Annotated in this window: 22 protein-coding genes; 17 read left to right on the forward strand and 5 right to left on the reverse strand. The window is 66.8% G+C overall.

All coding sequences use genetic code 11. The features are described 5' to 3' along the window. Positions 1 to 164: 164 nt before the first annotated feature. Genes AC07VX_RS17340 through AC07VX_RS17350 form a run of 3 tightly spaced genes read left to right on the forward strand, consistent with a single transcriptional unit; the run spans position 165 to position 1,243 of the window. The gene (locus AC07VX_RS17340) at positions 165 to 452 is read left to right on the forward strand and encodes a toxin-antitoxin system TumE family protein (RefSeq protein WP_493165660.1); all 288 of its coding nucleotides are present in this window, start codon (positions 165 to 167) and stop codon (positions 450 to 452) included. Further along, a complete protein-coding gene (locus tag AC07VX_RS17345) occupies positions 449 to 850 on the forward strand; it encodes an HVO_A0114 family putative DNA-binding protein (protein ID WP_493165659.1) in 402 nt (133 codons plus the stop codon). The genes AC07VX_RS17340 and AC07VX_RS17345 overlap by 4 nt, the downstream gene beginning before the upstream one ends. A gap of 54 nt (positions 851 to 904) precedes the next feature. Then, on the forward strand, positions 905 to 1,243 hold the full coding sequence (locus AC07VX_RS17350; protein WP_493165658.1) for a YnfA family protein: 339 nt from the start codon (positions 905 to 907) through the stop codon (positions 1,241 to 1,243). A 155-nt stretch (positions 1,244 to 1,398) separates the two neighbouring features. Here AC07VX_RS17350 and merR read toward each other — a convergent pair whose 3' ends face one another. Further along, entirely contained in the window at positions 1,399 to 1,821 is a 423-nt protein-coding gene (merR, locus tag AC07VX_RS17355) for a mercury resistance transcriptional regulator MerR (protein WP_493165806.1), read from the reverse strand. Positions 1,822 to 1,873: 52 nt separating this feature from the next. Here merR and AC07VX_RS17360 point away from each other — a divergent pair, with 52 nt between their 5' ends. The 3 genes from AC07VX_RS17360 to AC07VX_RS17370 are packed head-to-tail and all read left to right on the forward strand — an operon-like array spanning position 1,874 to position 2,744. Further along, a complete protein-coding gene (locus tag AC07VX_RS17360; protein WP_493165805.1) occupies positions 1,874 to 2,215 on the forward strand; it encodes a mercuric transporter MerT family protein in 342 nt (113 codons plus the stop codon). Between the two features lie 11 nt (positions 2,216 to 2,226). Further along, positions 2,227 to 2,505, forward strand: coding sequence for a mercury resistance system periplasmic binding protein MerP (merP, locus tag AC07VX_RS17365; protein ID WP_493165657.1), 279 nt, complete (start codon positions 2,227 to 2,229; stop codon positions 2,503 to 2,505). 17 nt (positions 2,506 to 2,522) lie between these two features. Beyond that, positions 2,523 to 2,744, forward strand: coding sequence for a GDCCVxC domain-containing (seleno)protein (locus tag AC07VX_RS17370; protein WP_493165804.1), 222 nt, complete (start codon positions 2,523 to 2,525; stop codon positions 2,742 to 2,744). Between the two features lie 120 nt (positions 2,745 to 2,864). On the opposite strand, the gene AC07VX_RS17375 is transcribed toward AC07VX_RS17370, so the two are convergent. Further along, positions 2,865 to 3,095, reverse strand: coding sequence for a hypothetical protein (locus AC07VX_RS17375; protein WP_493165808.1), 231 nt, complete (start codon positions 3,093 to 3,095; stop codon positions 2,865 to 2,867). A gap of 172 nt (positions 3,096 to 3,267) precedes the next feature. Next, the gene (locus AC07VX_RS17380; protein ID WP_493165656.1) at positions 3,268 to 4,254 is read right to left on the reverse strand and encodes a LysR family transcriptional regulator; all 987 of its coding nucleotides are present in this window, start codon (positions 4,252 to 4,254) and stop codon (positions 3,268 to 3,270) included. A 48-nt stretch (positions 4,255 to 4,302) separates the two neighbouring features. On the opposite strand from AC07VX_RS17380, the gene AC07VX_RS17385 reads away from it, so the two are divergent. The 3 genes from AC07VX_RS17385 (at position 4,303) to AC07VX_RS17395 (ending at position 7,457) form a co-directional block, all read left to right on the forward strand. After that, on the forward strand, positions 4,303 to 5,376 hold the full coding sequence (locus AC07VX_RS17385; protein ID WP_493165655.1) for a porin: 1,074 nt from the start codon (positions 4,303 to 4,305) through the stop codon (positions 5,374 to 5,376). Between the two features lie 213 nt (positions 5,377 to 5,589). Beyond that, positions 5,590 to 6,393: a substrate-binding domain-containing protein gene (locus AC07VX_RS17390; protein ID WP_493165654.1), complete on the forward strand. Its 804-nt coding sequence runs from the start codon at positions 5,590 to 5,592 to the stop codon at positions 6,391 to 6,393. Between the two features lie 41 nt (positions 6,394 to 6,434). Next, positions 6,435 to 7,457, forward strand: coding sequence for a DctP family TRAP transporter solute-binding subunit (locus tag AC07VX_RS17395; RefSeq protein ID WP_493165653.1), 1,023 nt, complete (start codon positions 6,435 to 6,437; stop codon positions 7,455 to 7,457). A 230-nt stretch (positions 7,458 to 7,687) separates the two neighbouring features. Here AC07VX_RS17395 and AC07VX_RS17400 read toward each other — a convergent pair whose 3' ends face one another. Then, positions 7,688 to 8,350, reverse strand: a complete 663-nt coding sequence (locus tag AC07VX_RS17400; protein ID WP_493165652.1) for a hypothetical protein — start codon at positions 8,348 to 8,350, stop codon at positions 7,688 to 7,690. Between the two features lie 436 nt (positions 8,351 to 8,786). Here AC07VX_RS17400 and AC07VX_RS17405 point away from each other — a divergent pair, with 436 nt between their 5' ends. The 5 genes from AC07VX_RS17405 (at position 8,787) to AC07VX_RS17425 (ending at position 10,755) form a co-directional block, all read left to right on the forward strand. Next, the gene (locus AC07VX_RS17405) at positions 8,787 to 9,236 is read left to right on the forward strand and encodes an Hsp20/alpha crystallin family protein (protein WP_493165651.1); all 450 of its coding nucleotides are present in this window, start codon (positions 8,787 to 8,789) and stop codon (positions 9,234 to 9,236) included. A 25-nt stretch (positions 9,237 to 9,261) separates the two neighbouring features. After that, on the forward strand, positions 9,262 to 9,654 hold the full coding sequence (locus tag AC07VX_RS17410; protein ID WP_493165650.1) for an Hsp20/alpha crystallin family protein: 393 nt from the start codon (positions 9,262 to 9,264) through the stop codon (positions 9,652 to 9,654). 16 nt (positions 9,655 to 9,670) lie between these two features. Further along, positions 9,671 to 10,216 (forward strand): Hsp20/alpha crystallin family protein, encoded by a 546-nt coding sequence (locus AC07VX_RS17415; protein ID WP_493165649.1) that lies wholly within the window; start codon positions 9,671 to 9,673, stop codon positions 10,214 to 10,216. Positions 10,217 to 10,330: 114 nt separating this feature from the next. After that, on the forward strand, positions 10,331 to 10,498 hold the full coding sequence (locus AC07VX_RS17420; protein WP_493165648.1) for a hypothetical protein: 168 nt from the start codon (positions 10,331 to 10,333) through the stop codon (positions 10,496 to 10,498). After that, complete coding sequence (locus AC07VX_RS17425) at positions 10,495 to 10,755, forward strand: hypothetical protein (RefSeq protein WP_493165647.1); 261 nt, start codon at positions 10,495 to 10,497, stop codon at positions 10,753 to 10,755. The genes AC07VX_RS17420 and AC07VX_RS17425 overlap by 4 nt, the downstream gene beginning before the upstream one ends. Positions 10,756 to 11,029: 274 nt before the next feature. Here AC07VX_RS17425 and AC07VX_RS17430 read toward each other — a convergent pair whose 3' ends face one another. Beyond that, positions 11,030 to 11,437, reverse strand: a complete 408-nt coding sequence (locus AC07VX_RS17430) for a choice-of-anchor D domain-containing protein (RefSeq protein ID WP_493165646.1) — start codon at positions 11,435 to 11,437, stop codon at positions 11,030 to 11,032. Between the two features lie 534 nt (positions 11,438 to 11,971). On the opposite strand from AC07VX_RS17430, the gene AC07VX_RS17435 reads away from it, so the two are divergent. The 3 genes from AC07VX_RS17435 (at position 11,972) to AC07VX_RS17445 (ending at position 16,620) form a co-directional block, all read left to right on the forward strand. Further along, on the forward strand, positions 11,972 to 12,457 hold the full coding sequence (locus AC07VX_RS17435) for an RNA polymerase sigma factor (protein ID WP_493165645.1): 486 nt from the start codon (positions 11,972 to 11,974) through the stop codon (positions 12,455 to 12,457). Then, positions 12,454 to 13,512, forward strand: a complete 1,059-nt coding sequence (locus AC07VX_RS17440; protein WP_493165644.1) for a FecR family protein — start codon at positions 12,454 to 12,456, stop codon at positions 13,510 to 13,512. Before AC07VX_RS17435 ends, AC07VX_RS17440 begins: the two co-directional genes overlap by 4 nt. A gap of 78 nt (positions 13,513 to 13,590) precedes the next feature. Continuing rightward, on the forward strand, positions 13,591 to 16,620 hold the full coding sequence (locus tag AC07VX_RS17445; RefSeq protein ID WP_493165643.1) for a TonB-dependent receptor domain-containing protein: 3,030 nt from the start codon (positions 13,591 to 13,593) through the stop codon (positions 16,618 to 16,620). The last annotated feature ends 86 nt before the right edge of the window (positions 16,621 to 16,706 follow it).

Consider the following 16,706-nt stretch of genomic DNA (forward strand, 5'->3'; position numbering starts at 1 on the left):
ATACAGCCGATGTGCGCGGACTTGAACGCCTGGTCAACCTGTAGGCCGGCCTTACATGTTCACGGGGGGGCGGCTGATCCGAGGTCCTTGACAGCAGGGTTGATCTGATAAATCATGGCTGTAAAACGAAACGAAAGTCCCAGGAAATCTACGCGCCGAAGGACGTGGCGATCCCGGCCAGGCTGGGTGGTGGCATTCTGAAGGAGCGCGTCATCCGGGAATTGCCGTCCAAGAAGGTCGTCAGCTACGCGCTGGCCTACATCAATCCGAAGATTTGCGGCACCGACAACGGGCGGGTCTTGGGGTACGACAACAGCCACGGCTACTCACACCGGCACTACATGGGTGCCATCACGCCGGAGCCATTCACCGGCTACGAAGAGTTGTACGAGCGGTTCGAGCAGGAGTGGCAGACGATTGCCGTCAAGTTCGTCAATGGAGAAGTGATATGACGAAGCAGAAGATTTCGCTGGCGGATTTCGCAAAGAGCACTGTCCTGAAGCAGCATGCCAGCAGGAGCAAGGCCGTCGCGCGAGCCCTGGATGAAGAGGCGGACACGCTGCCGTACGCGAAGGTGTTCACCAGTTTCGAGTTCGAGTACTTCCTGACGCAGCTCACCCCGAAGCGATTCGAGCTGCTGCGCATTGCCAGCAAGGGGCAGTACTCCATCGCAGCTCTCGCCGAGGCCTCGCACCGCAATGTCAGCGCCGTGTCCCGAGACGTGTCCAAGTTGTCCGAACTCGGTCTCGTCAAGGTGGAGTCGGTCAGCAATCAGGGGCACGGGAGGAAGAAGGTCGTGATGCCAGTGGCAAGTACGATTTCCATCAACGCCTCGATTGTTGCAGCCTGAAGCCACTTGAGGAGCAAGCGCCTTCGACAACGACGCGCTGGCGAGAATGCCCGGATGGAACTCCTCAAGACCTTTGGTCTCTTCGTGGCCACGGCGGTCGCCGAGATCGTGGGCTGCTACCTGCCGTATCTCTGGATGAAGCAGGGCAAATCTCCCTGGCTGGTCGTGCCTGCGGCGATCAGCTTGGCAGCCTTTGCGTGGCTACTGGCCCAGCATCCAACGGCGGCTGGGCGGGTCTATGCCGCCTACGGCGGCGTCTACATCGGCGTGGCCGTGCTGTGGTTGTGGTTGGTCGACAAGATCCGACCCTCAATCACGGACTGGGTGGGCGTCACTGTTTGCCTGATCGGCATGGGCATCATCATGCTTGGCGCGGAGGGGCGATCCGTATAGAGACCTTGCCGAGTCGGCGGATCCCCATTCGCTGATGCGCACGCAGCGCGCCTAGCCAGGTGCCATGAGATGGCGTGAGGTTGGCGGCGCCAAGACCGTCAACAAGAGTTGAAGTACAGGTACGGTGCTGTGCTGCATGGGTTCTGCCCAAGTCGTCAGCCGGCGGCTAGCGTGTCGATGATCGGGCAGCGATCATCTTTGCCCCCGGCATCGCACTGGAGCAGCAACGCAGCCAGTGCTTTGCGCATGGCCTTCAGGTCGGCGAGCTTGGCTTCGATGACCTGGAGCTTGTTCGCGGCCAAGACGCGCGTGTCGGCACACGCATGAGCCTCGTCGAGTTCGAGCAGGCTGCCGACCTCCTCCAAGGTGAAACCCAGCACCTGGGCCCGCTTGATGAAGCGCACGCGCTTGATGTCGGCCGGGTCGTAGCGCCTGTACCCGCCCATCGGCTTGTCGGGTTCCGCCATCAAGCCGCGACGCTGGTAGTAGCGGATGGTCTCGACATTCACGCCGGCCTCGTCGGCCAATCGCCCTATCGTTAGCTCGGTCGTCACCTGGCCCCCTTGACTCCGTACCATGGTACGGACTCTAGACTGCCAGCCATCGAGTAGGTTCACCCGGGTGTTGGTGATGTTCAGAGTCAAGGGTTCGTTGGTGGCCAGCGTGCTGGCGGCGGTCGGCGCGTCGGTGTGCTGCGTCGGGCCGCTGGTGCTGCTGACGCTGGGAATCGGTGGCGCGTGGGTTTCCAACCTGACCGCGCTGGAGCCGCTGAGGCCCTGGTTCATCGCCGTGACGCTGCTGTTCCTGGGCCTGGCGTTCCGGCGCCTGTACCTGCAGCCGCAAGTCTGCGAAGCCGGCGCCCTGTGCGCCGAGCCCGTCGTCCTCAAGCGCCAGCGGCTGATCTTCTGGGGTGTCGCTCTGGCGCTTCTCGTGTTGTTGGCGGTGCCTTGGCTGGCGCCGATTTTTCTCTGAAGGGACTCCCCATGCGCAAACTGATTGCTGCTGCGCTCGTTACGCTGATGCCGTTGGCCGCGTTCGCGGCAACGCCGCAGACCGCCGTTCTCGACCTCCAGAACATGACTTGCGAGCTGTGCCAGGTCACGGTGAAGAGGTCGCTGGAGAAGGTGGCCGGCGTGAGCCAGGCGCGGATCGACTTCGCCAAGAAGACGGCCACGGTAACGTTCGACGCCGACAAGACCAACGCCTCGTCACTGGTCAAAGCCACGACAGACGCGGGCTTTCCATCGACGGTTCACAAGTGATCGCGGCCCCACCTCAACTGGATTCGGTGCTGACCTGCCCCGAGTGCGGCCACGTCAAGCGCGAGGTCATGCCGACCGACGCCTGCCAGTTCTTCTACGAGTGCGAGCACTGCAAGACGTTGCTGCGGCCCAAGGCCGGCGACTGCTGCGTGTTCTGCTCGTACGGCTCGGTCAAGTGCCCGCCGGTGCAGATGCAGCGGGGCTGTTCAAGCTGCAGCCCTGACCGCCGCCAACGATGAGGCGGGCGCAGGTAGCAAGCAACTGCACACGGATTCGCAGCGGATGGCCCGCTACCAACCCAAGGCCGTCATGCGCACGTCCCGAAATCGGCCTCTGCACTCGCGCGCAACTCTGAGCCTTCATGGGAGGCTCAAGTCCATGCCGAGCATCCTGGCGAGTCCGAAAGTCAAGATCAGCAAGGCGATGAGCAACAGCACGAAGACTGCGACGAACTTGGCGCCCACGCGCAGTAGCGCGCGCCGGTCCGCCCACTGCTTCTCTTGGTCGTAATGCCACTTGATGGCGAAATACATGCCTGTGACGAACACCAGGCCCTTGAATAGAACGAAGACTACGAGAACCCAATCCACTTGAGCATTTCCTGCTATTGCTCGACACCATCTATCTTGACCGTAAACAAGAGCAGGTGACATTGGACGTTTTGACTCACTGCCTGCGCGCAGACGTGAAGCTGCCATCAGAAGCGTTCAAGTTCGATTGGCCTCCCAACTGGATCAAAGTGACGATTCACGAGCTCGGGGCTCAGCCGGCGCCGCTTGCTGAAGCGGTGCTTGGCCGAATCGCCAGTTCGCTATACAGCGCCTGCACAAGCGCTTGCGCCGGCCCGCCCAAGCGCCGGCCCTGGCGCGTGATCAGGCCCAGGGTGCGCTCGATGCGCGGCTGCTTGAGCGACACCCCCACCAGAGCTGCCCCGGGCCGCATGGACAGCGCCAGCCGCGGCACCACCGCCACACCAAGCCCTGCCTCCACCATGCCCAAGGCGCCGGCCACATGGTTGGCTTCGAACTGCACCACGGGCCGCTGCTTCAGGCGCGACAACGCCTGGTCGATCAACACCCGATTGCCGCTGTCACCGGCCACCGCCACCATGGGCTCGGCCAACAGGTCCCGCCAGCTCAAGCCGGCGCGCTGCGCCAAGGGGTGGTCCGTCCGCAGGGCCAGCACATAGTCCTCGGTCAACAGCGGCTGGAAGTTGATCTCGGGGTGCGAAGCGCCGGTGAAGCTCAGGCCCAGTTCGGCCTCGCCTGACTGCACCGCGCGCAAGACCTCGGGCGCCCCCTCGTCCAGCATGCGCAAGCGCACTTCGGGGTGGTCGGCAGCTAACCGGGCAAAGGCTCGCGGCAACAACGCACTGGCCACGGTAGGGATGCAGGCCACCGTGAGGCTGGCGGCACGGCGCGCCACCTCCCGCTCCACCTCGTCGACCCCGGTGCGCAGGGCCGCCAAGCCGCGCTCGGCATGGGCCAGGAACTCCCGCCCCTCCGGCGTCAACGCCACACGGCGTGTGGTGCGCTCCAACAGCCGCACGTCCAGGACCTGCTCCAGCTTTTCCACCCGGCGGCTGAGGGCGGGCTGCGAGAGGAACAGCGCGTCAGCCGCCCCCTTGAAGCTGCCGGCATGCGCCACGGCGACGAAGGCCTGCACTTCATCCAGCGTCAGATTGATGCGCTTCATGGAATAGTAGATCTGAATAATGCAATTTACAGATGAGTTTGCCAGCTGCACCATTGCTTCACAAGCAGGCAGCCATGCCTCCAGCACACATCGGAGACACCCTTGAAGCGAAAATCGATCCTGTCGGCAGCCCTCCTGTCCCTCGCGGCGGCTGGCGCGGCAGCGCAAAGCAGCGTCGTCGTCGGCGGCGTCCTTGACTCGGCCGTCCGCTACGTCCACAACGACGGCGGCGACTCGGTCAAATCCCTGGTAAGCGGCTCCAACCAGACGAGTCGTCTGTACTTCCGCGCGGACGAAGACCTCGGTGGCGGCCTGTCAGCGGGCTTCTGGCTGGAGTCCGGCGCGAGCGTTGACACCGGCAGCAGCACTGGAGGCACGCAGTTCTTCGACCGTCGCGCCACGTTGTCTCTGTCGAGCCGCGGCATCGGCGAACTTCGACTGGGCCGCGACTATGTCCCGACCTACGCCATCTGGGTGCGCCACGACCCCTACTCGCACGTCGGTGTGGCCGGTTCGAACAACTTCTCGTCCTCGTCTCAGCAGGGGCCGATCCGAAGCGCGTTCAGCACGGGCCCGAACACGACGGTCCGATCCAGCAACGCCGTGGAATTCCTCCTGCCGTCCGACCTTGGTGGTCTTGAGGGGGGCCTGATGGTTGCAGCCGGCGAAGGCGGAACTGCGGCGAATGGCCAGGACAAGCTGATCGGTGGCCGCATCGGGTGGCAGAGCGCCCGCTTCGGCGCCCACGCCAGCAGGGTGACCACCTCCAATGACCTCACGGCGTCCGGCAAGTTCAAGGACACGCTGTTCGCCGTGAACGGGACCGCCGGTCAGGTGCGGATGAACGCAGCGCTACGCAAGTATGAGCAAGCCTTGTCCGAGCAGACGATCCTCATGCTTTCGGCAGTGGCGACCATGGGCCAGGTAGAGCTGAAGGCGTCCTATCTGCGGGCCAACATGAAGGGCAAGGTCGGCACGACGGTGATTGACCCCAACGATGCGACGCAGATCGGCCTGGGTGCGGTCTACAACCTGTCCAAGCGGTCGGCGCTCTATGTCCAAGGCGCACGGATCAACAACGACGGCAGAGCGAGCTTCTCGATCCCGGGTGGCACGACGATGCTCGCCGGGGGCAGCTCCAAGGCCCTTGAAGCCGGTATGCGCCACAACTTCTGACGCTGGTCTCAGGCCACGGACGCCGACTTGATGAACAGCTCGATCCGTCGCTGTTCGCCCGGTCGCTAACGACCACGCGGCGCTCCGTCGTCGCTCCCCTTCTGCAGGCCACCGTGAGTCTGGCGCAGCTGCGCACGACCTCACGCTCCACCTCATCGACCCCGGTACCCGGTGTGCCGGTTGCCCCATCGCTTCACAAACAGGAGACCAGCCATGATTCCCACGCGTCGCGGCCACCAGCTGATGCCCCGCTTGGCCCTTTTCCTCGTCACCAGCCTGCTACTGATGCTGGCCGGCCCCATCGCCCGGGCCGACGAGGTGCGTGTCGTCAGCTCCGGCGGCTTCGCCGCTGCATACAAGGCCCTGGCGCCGGCGTTCGAGAAGGCCACCGGGCACACCCTGGTCAGCGGCTGGGGCCCGTCGATGGGCGAGACGAAGAACGCGATTCCCCAGCGGCTTGCGCGACAGGAGCCCATCGACGTGGTGATCATGGTGGGCAGCGCACTGGACCAGCTCGTGGCCCGGGGACAGCTCGATGGCGCTACCCGCACGGTGCTGGCCAGCTCGCGCATCGCTCTGGCCGTGCGACACGGTGCGCCGCAACCCGCCATCGCCACGGTGGAGCAGCTCAAACAGGCGCTGATCGCGGCCAGGTCCATCGCCTACTCCGACAGCGCCAGCGGCGTCTACCTGTCGCAGGTGCTTTTCCCGCGACTGGGCCTCGCGGAATCCTTGAAGGGCAAGGCCCGCATGATCCCCGCCGAACCGGTGGGGCAGGTGGTGGCGCGTGGTGAGGCGGAGCTCGGCTTCCAGCAGCTCAGCGAGTTGCAGCACATCGAGGGCATCGACGTGGTCGGCCTGCTGCCCGAGGCGGCGCAGGAGGTGACCCTGTTCTCGGCTGCGGTGGTCCAGGGCGCCGCTCACGCCCAGGCAGGTCAGGCCCTGATCCGCTTTCTGGCCTCGCCCGACGCCGCCCCCGTCATCAACGCCACCGGCTTGACAGCCGCCCAGCGCTGAGCCGCTGCTCGCGCCCATTCCCAACGATCTGGAGACCTCCCATGACACGTCGCACCTTTCTGCAGGCCAGCCTGGCCGTCGGCCTGACTTTCGCCCTCGCGCCCACCCTCAGCCAGGCCCAGTCGGCGCCCATCGTCATCAAATTCAGCCATGTGGCCGCAGTGGACACGCCCAAGGGCCAGGGGGCCGAGCGCTTCAAGAAACTGGTCGAGGAACGCGCCAAGGGACGGGTCAAGATTGAGGTCTACCCCAACAGTCAGCTTTACAAGGACAAGGAAGAGCTCGAAGCGCTGCAGTTGGGCTCGGTGCAGATGCTGGCGCCCTCGGTGTCCAAGTTCGGACCTTTCGGCATCAAGGAATTCGAGGTCTTTGACCTGCCCTTCGTCACGCCGGACCAGGCCAGTTACCAGAAGGCCGTCGGCGGCGATTTCGGCAGAGCGCTGCTGAAGAAGCTGGACGCCAAAGGCGTGCACGGCCTGGCGTATTGGGACGCTGGCTTTCGCGTCATCACCTCCAACAAGCCGCTGCGCAAGCCCGAGGACTTCAAAGGCCTGAAGATCCGCATCAACTCGTCCAAGGTGATCGACGCGCAAATGCGGGCAGTGGGCGTGATGCCTCAGACCTTGGCGTTCTCCGAGGTCTACCAGGCGCTGCAAACCGGCGTGGTGGACGGGGCTGATGTGACGCTGTCCAACGCCTACACCCAGAGGCTTTACGAGGTGCAGAAGTATGTGACGCTGCTGCATCACTCTCACCAGGCCTATGCGGTGGTGGTCAACCGCAAGTTCTGGGAGGGCCTGCCCAAGGACATCCGGGACATGCTGGAGTCCGCCATGGCCGACGCGACCACTTACGCCAACGGCCTGACCCTCGCCGAAGAGCGCAACGCCTACGACAAGATCAAGGCGGCCGGCAAGGCCATGCTGGTCGATCCCACGCCGTCCGAGCGCGACGCCGTCCGCGCCGTGATGGTGCAGACCCACAAGGACATGGAAGGCCGCCTGGGTCGTGACACCATGCAGGCGTTGTACAAGGCAACGGAGTTCAACGTCGGCAAGCGCTGATCCAACGCCCCCAGGAGCTTCAGCGCTCCCGGGTGCTGCCATTCACGCTCGACAGGGGCGCTCACGGCGTCGCCTGCGTGCACCGCAGCGTTGGCAAAGCTGTCCTCGCGAGACGCCGTGATGTCGATGTCTTTGGAGAAGCGTGAAATGAGATCAAAGGCCTTCGAAATGCACCGGCCTGCCCCAGGCAGCGGGCCACGAAGACCTGGACGACCGGCTGGCCGACTGGATCAGTGGGGTCGGCGCAAACGCAGCACGGCAAGTGCCACCGCGATCAGCATGACCGTCGACGGCTCCGACACCGGCACCGCCGTTGACACTCGGCCCTCGCGCAGGGCGATGGCAGCAATGGGGCCCGTGAGCCAGCCAACCGGCACCGATGCCCCGCGGCCCATGTCGAAATATGAGCCCGGCCAATCAGTCCCCTGCCAGTAGTTCATCGGAACGAGGTTGTCGAACTCCCCTGGGTTGAGCTCGGCTGGCGTCACCGTGTTGTCCGGGTTCGCGGCATTGACCAGCGGAACCGTCAGGCCCAGTTCGTCGTAGAAGAGTTGCCCCAGTTCGGAGGTGGACGCGCACTGGCAATACGAGATCGCAGCGCTGCCGGGCTGTCGCCAGGCGGCGTCCGTCCAAGTCACGGTGTAGGCCGGATCGAGGGTGTAGACCAAGGATGCGTTGACCGCCTGGACATGCAGCCAGGAAAGGCCCGGGGCGTAACTGCCGGTGAAGTCCAGCCACACCAGCGACTTGCCGTTGTTGTCGTTGTCCCAGATGAGTTTGTAGGTCGGATCGTTGGCGGCCATCTGGCCGCTTCCGATCGTGACCAAGGCTGCCGACGCAATGATCGGCAGCGCGAGCACCAAGCTGAGCAGCACACGCGCAAGAGCCTTCATCGCCGTCACCTCTCGTCGTCACAACTACAGAGCTCAACCGGGCGAAGCTATCACGCAGGCGCTGCCTGAGCTTGAGCGGGATCAACGCCTGCATGCCGAGGCGCAAGATCGCCGGCAACGAGGCAGCGAACCTTGTCGACGGACAGGTCGCCTCCGGCGAGTTGAGCGCTGCAAGCTCGAAGTCGCTCACCCGTTGATGCCCCCCAGGTGGGAGCAATGTCCGGTGCCGCCATCCTTTGGACACCCGGGAGACCGCTCGGAACCGGGGAGCAGAAGTTCGGTGGCTGACCGGGCGGCGACGCGTCAGCCGCCGCCGGTTGATCTCCCTAATTCAAGGGGGAAGAGCTCCCCCTTGAAATGTCCTGGCCTGCTCCTAATTCGGCTGCGACCGGCTGGATGCCCCGGCCGGTGAACATCACTGAACGGAGATCAAGCCATGTTCAATTCATTGCTGACCCATCCGAACAGCCTGTTCGGACAGTTTGACCGCCTGCACCGCGAGCTCGACGAGATCTTTGGCATGTCGGGGCTGCCAGCCAGCATTCGCTCGGTGGCCTCCGGCACGATGCCCCAGGTCAACGTGGGGCGCACGCCGCAGAGCGTGGAGGTCTACGCCTTCGTGCCCGGCCTGGACGCCAGCAAGATCGAGGTCACCCTTGACCGTGGCGTGCTGCGCCTGGCCGGCGAGCGTGTGCTTCCCACCCCCGGCAGCGAGCGCCAGCGCTTTTATGCGCGTGAGCGTGCCAGCGGCCGCTTCGACCGTACCGTGGCGCTGCCTGACGACATCGATCCCGACCAGGTCAAGGCCAGCTACCGCGACGGCGTGCTGCAGGTGAGCATCGCCCGCAGCGAAGCAGCCCAGCCCAGGCGCATCGCCATCCAGTAACCGCCTATCTGAAGGAGCCATCATCATGAGCAAGGAGATCCTCAAGAGCGACGAGCCCCAGGCGGCCCCGGGCGCCGCTGCTGCCGAGCGGGCCGCGACCCCGGCCGTGGACGTCTTCGAAGACGAAACCGGCATCACGCTGCTGGCCGACATGCCGGGCGTACCGCGCGACCAGCTGGAGCTGCACGTGGAAGGCGATTCCCTCTTCATCGAGGGGCGCGTTCAGCCGCAGACGCCGAACGGCTTGGAGGCCGTCTATGCCGAACTGCGCGTGCCGCGCTACCGCCGCAGCTTCACCCTCAGTCGCGAGCTCGACACCTCCAAGGTCGATGCCAACCTCAAGGACGGGGTGCTGACGCTGCGCATTCCCAAGCAGGCGCATGCCCAGCCGCGGCGAATCGCCGTCAGCGCGGGCTGACCGGAGGGCCTGAACCATGACCCATCTTGCGGAGCAATTCAGACAGGGCGCCGGTCAGGCCTGGGAATCGCTGACGGAGGGCTGGCGCGAGCTGGGCTCTCGAGCGGGGAGCGCGTTGACGCGCTTCTGGAACGACACCGACGAGGTGGCGCCTGCCAATGCCGATGGCGGCAAGCCGGACAAGGCGGGCAATGCGGGCAAGGCCGATCGCTGGCTCCCGCCGACGCGCTGGGCCTTCATGGCGGTGGACGTCTATGGCGACCCTCAAAAGCTGGTCGTCCGCATCGAGGCGCCCGGCATGGCGCGCGAGGACTTCCAGATCGAGATGGGCTCGCCGGAGATGCTCAGCGTGCTCGGACGAAAGCGCTACGACCGCGAACACGAGAGCAGCAGCTACGCGCTCGTGCAATGTGCGTACGGCACCTTCCGTCGGGACATCCAGTTGCCGGCTCCGGTGGACGTCGAGCGTGCCAAGGCCACCTATGACGCCGGCGTGCTGCGCATCGAGCTGCCCCGGCGCGAGCTGGGCTCGCACCGCCGCATCGAAGTGCGCGTGGCGTGACCGGGCAGGGGCCGTGCAGCCCCTGCGGCCGCGCGCTGCGCGCGTGGCCGTGGGGGGGCGCAAGCCCTTGTCCGTTGCGCACCGCTTCCATTGATTCGGGTGAGGAACTGAACCATGTCCAAGTTGAACGCCTGCATCGCCGCGTCGGGCCGCTCGCCACGTACGCGGCCGTCCATGACGCCCTCCCAGATCCGGGCCTACCTGCTCGCGCGTGAGACGCTGCGCCGCCTCGCGCATGCCGCTGCGGTCGCTATGCCGCCGTCGACGGAGGCGCGGAAATGAGCATCGAGTGCTATCGCGTCAAGGTGCCCGAGGGCAGCCGGCTGACCGGCTTCACGGTTGCCGGACAGCGCGTGCCCCTGCTGCCGGGGGAATACCACGTCCACCGCTTGCGGCCCAGGGCCCGGCTGGCCGGTGGAGCCGCGCTGCGCTTCGTCGGTGCTCATGGAGGCGGCAACGATATCCATGTCAGGCTGCCCGAGGGCGCCGACTTGCGCCAAGCGCTGTCCATTGAGATGCAGCCTGCCGACGAAACTTGATGCCGGCCAAACCCGCGCTCGGATCCCGGGGCTCGCGAAGGCCTGCACGCGGGGGCAGGGCGCCTGGGCACAGGAGCGCCGAGGCCCCGGAGTACTTCAGCCCCGGGGCCAGCGGCTGCACCTCGTCGGCCAGCTGGCCGCCCTGGTCGCGCCGGGTCAGCTCGATGTCGTGCTGGGACTGCAGGTGGCGCCGGAACTGCGGCTCCACCCGGAAGGCCAGGCACGGGTCTGCAGGTGATCCCCTGCGCACCCGTACCCGCGCCCGCATCCGATATCAGCCTCCCTGCCCAGTGAGCTGGGCACGCGCACTGCCCTGATCGATGGGCAGCTCAACAAAATGTGCGAACGCCGAGCCGGTGTAGGCCTGTGTGTTGAGCGGCGTGAATCCGATCGTTACCGTGCAGCGACCGCCGACGGGCAACTCGCCGGTGCAGGAGCCGCCGCGCATCGACCAGGGCCCGCCTTCCGCGCCCGGGCTGCCAGGCCGCAACCGCAACGGTCCATTGCCCGTGTTGACGATGTTGAAGACGCGCTCAGCCGTGGTCCCCAGGGGCACCGCGCCAAAGTCAGCCGTCCCCGGTGTCATCGTCGCCGCGAGCCTCAGTTCACCTTGACCCCTGCCGACGAGGCTGGCCAGCGGATTGCCCTGGCCGTCCTGCAATTCGTTGAAGTAAAAGCGCACCGTTCCTGCGCGACGGCGAGTCCGAAGTGCTTGGCGCGTGGATCCGGCCTTCGGCCCCAGGCGACGGGTGGCCCATCGTCGCTACCGACCTGTTCGAGCGGGGCCTCGAGTGCATCGACATCGCCATCGCAGTCGGGCATGAGGCCGGGCTTGGCGAGATTCGACGTGCGTTTCCTTGCGCCATCGTGCTGCCACCCCTCGAGCGGTCTCAGTCCGGCGCAGCCGGTCCTGCCCCGTGTGCGCTGCTTCCCGGGCACACGGCCCAGACGAGGGACCTGGTGCTCCTGGGTGATCGCGCCGCCATCTCGATCCACCTTCAGCTGGCCGGCGCCATTCGGCGACATGGCAGCTTTCAATCTGCGCAGGCCGCACTAGACTTCATTGCCGCATCGCTGCAGCGCGATGAGCAACGGATGGTCAGCAGGCGGGCAGCAGGGATCTCTCAGCCCTGGATCCGACCCAGCCGCGTCGGGGCCAGGACGGTTGGGGCGAGTGCCATCTGAGGCGAACCGACGCTGCGAAAGCGGTTATCCAATGAGCAGGGACTGGTCCAGCGTATTCTCCCGAATCAGGTCCGCGCTGATGCGGCGCGGTCGTACGGAGCAGGATGCCGATGATCTGGTGCACGACGCCTGGATCAGGCTGGCCTGCTACGAACGTGACCATTGCGTGGAGCAGCCTGAGGCATTTCTGATGAGAGCGGCGCTCAACCTGTCGATCGACGCGCACCGTGCCCACGCGAGTCGCGGGGAAGAGGTGCTGCTTGAGGACGTGGTCCTCGTCGACGGCCGGCCGGGCGCCGAAGACGCGCTGCTGGCGCGTGAACGCCTGGGTCGCTTGAGCGAATGCCTGGCACGCATGAACGAGAAGACGCGCGCCGTCTTCCTCGCCCACCGGGTCGACGGGCTCAGCTACAAGGAGATCGCCGGCCAGCATGGCCTGTCGGTCAGCTCCGTCGAGAAGCACATCTCCAAGGCCGTGCTGCTGATCACGGGCTGGATGGAGGGCTGGTACCCATGATTCGGCCTCGTGCCGATACACCTGAAGACACGGACGCCCGACCCAAGGTGACGCCGGATATCGCTGCGGAGGCGGCGGTGTGGGTGACTCGCCTGCATGGCCCCGGGCGCTCGCTCCAGATGGAGCGCGACTTCCGTGCCTGGCAGGCGCGGTCGGCCATGCACCGCGAGGCGTTCGAGCGCTGCACCGATGTCTGGGAGGACGTCGCCAAGATCAAGCTGGCCACGGCTTACGAGACCGGCGCCGCCGCGCCATCCGACCGACCGGGGGGACGTGCTGGCCTGTACCGCTGGGCCGCGGCCGCCGTCGTGGTCGCCACGCTCACCGTCGGGACGGTCGCCGTGCAGCATTGGCAGGGCCGGGGCGAGTACAGCACCGGACTCGGCGAGCAGCGCCTCGTGCTGCTCGACGATGGATCGCGCGTGCTGATGAACACCGACACGCGCCTTCGCGTGAGCTTCGATGCCGGTCAGCGGACGGTGAGCGTCCGCGGTGGCGAGGCGATCTTCGAGGTTGCCAAGGACACGCTGAGGCCATTCGTCGTGCGGGTCGCCGGCAGCGAGGTGGTGGCTGTGGGCACCGCCTTCGCCGTGCGTTATGCGGACGCCACCGCGGGCGCCCCCGGTGCGGTGGCCGTCACCCTCATCGAAGGCCAGGTCAGCGTGCGACGGGCTTCCGATGTCGGTGCGGACGCCATCGCCCCCGACAAGGCCATCCTGATGCAGGCCGGCGAACGCCTGCGACTGGGGCGCGCGGCGAACGCCACGGCGGCGGCGCCCGCGAAGGTGGACCGACCAAACGTCGATCAGCTCACGGCCTGGAAGCGCAGCGAAGCCGTCTTCGACGCGACGGCGCTGCCCGATGCCGTGGCCGAGATGAACCGCTACAGCCGAACACCTATCGTGCTGGTCGATGGGCTGAGCGCCTCCGAGCTGCGCGTCAGCGGGCTCTACCGCACCGGCGACAACGCCGGATTTGCCCGAGCCATCGCGTCCTTGCACGGCTTGAGCCTGCGAACCGGCGACGGACGTTTGGAGCTCGGAAAGCCCCACTAGGACATCCACTGAACGTATTTCGCTCGACTGCGACGTCATCTTGTTGTCACTCCACCGACAGCACAACAAGGACATTCAATGCGTCGCACCATCGTCAGCCGGTTCCCCCGTCGCCTGGGAACGCTGCCCCTCGGATCCTGCCTCTACCTGCTGCTGGCCTGCGGCCCCGCCGCCGCGGCTGATCCCCCGCAGACCGCCCGCTACGTGATCGAACAGCCCGCCCAGGGCCTGGCCGAGGCGCTGCGCTCGATTGCCCGGCAGACCGGCACGTCGGTGCTGTTCGAGCCCGGCTCCGTGGCAGGGCGCGTGGCGAGCTCCGTGTCCGGCCGGCTGTCCCCCATCGAAGCCATCACCACGGCCCTGCAGGGCACGGGCCTGAGGGCCGAGCTCATGGCGGACGGCGCCATCGTGGTGAAGGCTGCCGGCACCGCCGTTTCGCTGCCGCCCGCGCCGGCGGCCAGCGCGCCGCGGCTGGCGCCGACCAGCAGCGCTCTGCAGCCGCTTGGCACCGACCCACAGCGCATTGCCGCGGCAGGCAAGGTGGAGGCGGCAGGGAACGAAGTCGCAGGGGCGCGTCCGGCCCCTGAGGAGCTGAGCCGGGTCGAGGTCACCGGCTCCCGCCTGAAGCGCATCGACGCCGAGGGGCCGGCCCCAGTGAACGTGTACACGAGCCGGGATATCGAGAGGAGCGGCCAGCCCAACCTGGGACGGTTCCTTGCCGGTCTCAACGAGGTTTCCGCGTCGTCGGGGGAGGGCACCTATGCCAGCACGATAGGCCAGGCCACGGTGCAGCTTCGAGGACTGCCGCTGGGGTCGACGCTCCTGCTGATCAACGGCCGGCGCGTGCAGGCAGTCGGCTCGTCGCCGGCCAACTACTTCAACCTCAACCTGATTCCCTTGGCCGCCGTCGAGCGGGTCGAGGTCGTGCCCATCGGCTCGTCGGCCGTCTATGGTGGTGATGCGCTGGCAGGTGTGGTCAACGTGATCCTCAAGAAGTCCGTCGACGGGCAGTCGCTGGTCGCGCGAATGACGACGGGCCGCGGATTCGAGGACGGCAGCATCGCGCTGGCCACAGGGGGACGTGACAACACCGGCAGCTACCTGGTGATGGGGACCTACAGCCACTCGACGCCGCTGACGGTGGCCGAGCGGCCGCTGATCGCCGACGCCGATTTCCGGCGCCTGGGCGGCACCGACCAGCGTCGGACCAACTGCACGCCCGGCACTGTCAGCAGCGCCAACGGGGCCAACCTGCCGGGGCTCGGCGCCAGCGTCGCCGCCATCCCCACCGTGCCGGCAGGCCAGGCACTGACCATCGCCGACTTCCAGGCCACCGCCGGCCAGCAGAACCTCTGCAACCTGTGGACGACGGGTGGTGGCGCGCCGCTGCTCTATGGCTACGAGACGCTGGCCCTGCATGCGACGGCGGAGCAGCAGGTCTTCGGGAGCTGGTCGGCTTTCGCGGAATTGACGCTGGCCAGGGAGCGCATGCAGGGCAAGGATGTCGGCCTGCTGCTCAGCAGCGTCCTGGTGCCGGCCAGCAACGCCTTCAACCCGTTTGGCGCTGCCGTCAGGGTGACGTCCGCCCTCGACCCGGTCAACGGCACGAGAGACCTCGCGCGCCAGACCGGCTTCACGCGCGTGCTGGCCGGGCTGAAGGGGGAGCTGGGCGCTGGCTGGGATGCCGAGGTCAACCTGTCTACGACCCAGGACCGTGGCAGCTCGCAGACCGGCAATGACATCAGGGATGCGGCGTCCCTGTCCGCGGCGCTGGCCTCGAGCACGCCGGCGACCGCCCTCAACCTGTTCACGAGCGGCCGCGCCGCCAGCGACGATGTGCTGCACCGCATCTGGACTGACCGGCTTCGCCACACGCTCGGGCGCAAGGATCAGGCGGGCGGCCAGCTGCGCGGCACGCTGCTGGAGCTGCCCGCGGGTCCCGTCGAGGCCGTCGTCGGTGCCGAACTCGCGCGCGACAGGTATGTCATCTCGGCCAATGCCGGCTCCCAGAGCAACGAATCGCGCACCGCCACCTCGGCCTACGGGGAGCTCCGCGCGCCGCTGCTGCGGTCGGCGCCGGAGAACGCCCCTGGCTGGGACCTGGCGGCCCTGACGCTCGCCGGCCGGCGCGACCGGTATTCCGACTTCGGGTCGGCCGGCACCTATCAGGTGGGCATGGAGTTCCGTCCCATGCGGACATGGCTGATCCGTGCCTCGGCCGCGGATTCGTTCAAGCCGCCAACGCTGCTGCAGACCGACATCACGGAGGCCACCTTCGACGCGGCGCTCTTCGGCCTCGTCGATCCGGCGCGCGGCGGCGAGCGTGTCAGCTCCGGCACCGTCGTTCGCACTACCAACCGCGGGCTTGGGCCCGAGCGGGGCAAGGCCCGCGGCATCGGCATGGTCTGGGAGCCGGATGGCGGGCTCGGCACCCGGTTCAGCGCCACCCATTGGCAGATGCGCATCCGCGGCATGATCTCGGTGCTGCAGCCGCAGTCCTTCCTCGACTATGAGGCGCTGTTTCCGGGCTTCGTCATCCGCGGCCCCTCCGTGAACGGACAGCCGGGGCCCGTGACGAGCGTCCGGTATGCCGAAGTCAATGTCGGCCGCCTGGATTCGGCGGGCACCGACCTCGACGCGGCCTATGCCTGGCGCACGTCCCTCGGCAAGCTGACGGCGGCGGTGGGGGCCACGCGGACGAACGAATACCGCGTCCAGCTGGCGCCGGGCGTCGCAGTGGCTGACCGGCTCGGCCGGCGCTTCGACGACTTCTGGTCGCCGCAATGGAAAGGCCGCGTGTCCGCGAGCCTCGACGCGGGGGCCTGGAACTTCGGCATCACCAGCCGCTACCTTGGCGGATACAAGGACGCCGGCACCAGCGACCGGCAGCTGGGAGACTTCTGGCTCCACGACCTGAGCGGCAGCCTCAACCTCAAGAAGCTGTGGCCCCAGGCCGTCGCCAGCTTCAAGGGGGCGTCCGCAGGCCTGAGCGTCGTCAACGTGGCGAACCGGGAGCCGCAGTACATCGCGGCCTCCCCCAACTTCGACATCACCCAGGCCGACTGGCGTGGGCGTTATGTGAGCCTGCGACTCTCGCTCGACTGGTAAGTCGAGCCCCGACGGCCGCGCTCCCGCGGCCCGCCCTCTCCCTTCCTTCAGCGCGGCCCCACCCGCAGGGCAGGGCCGTGCTGTGC

The sequence above is a fragment of the Roseateles sp. GW821-FHT03B02 genome (genome assembly GCF_059421025.1).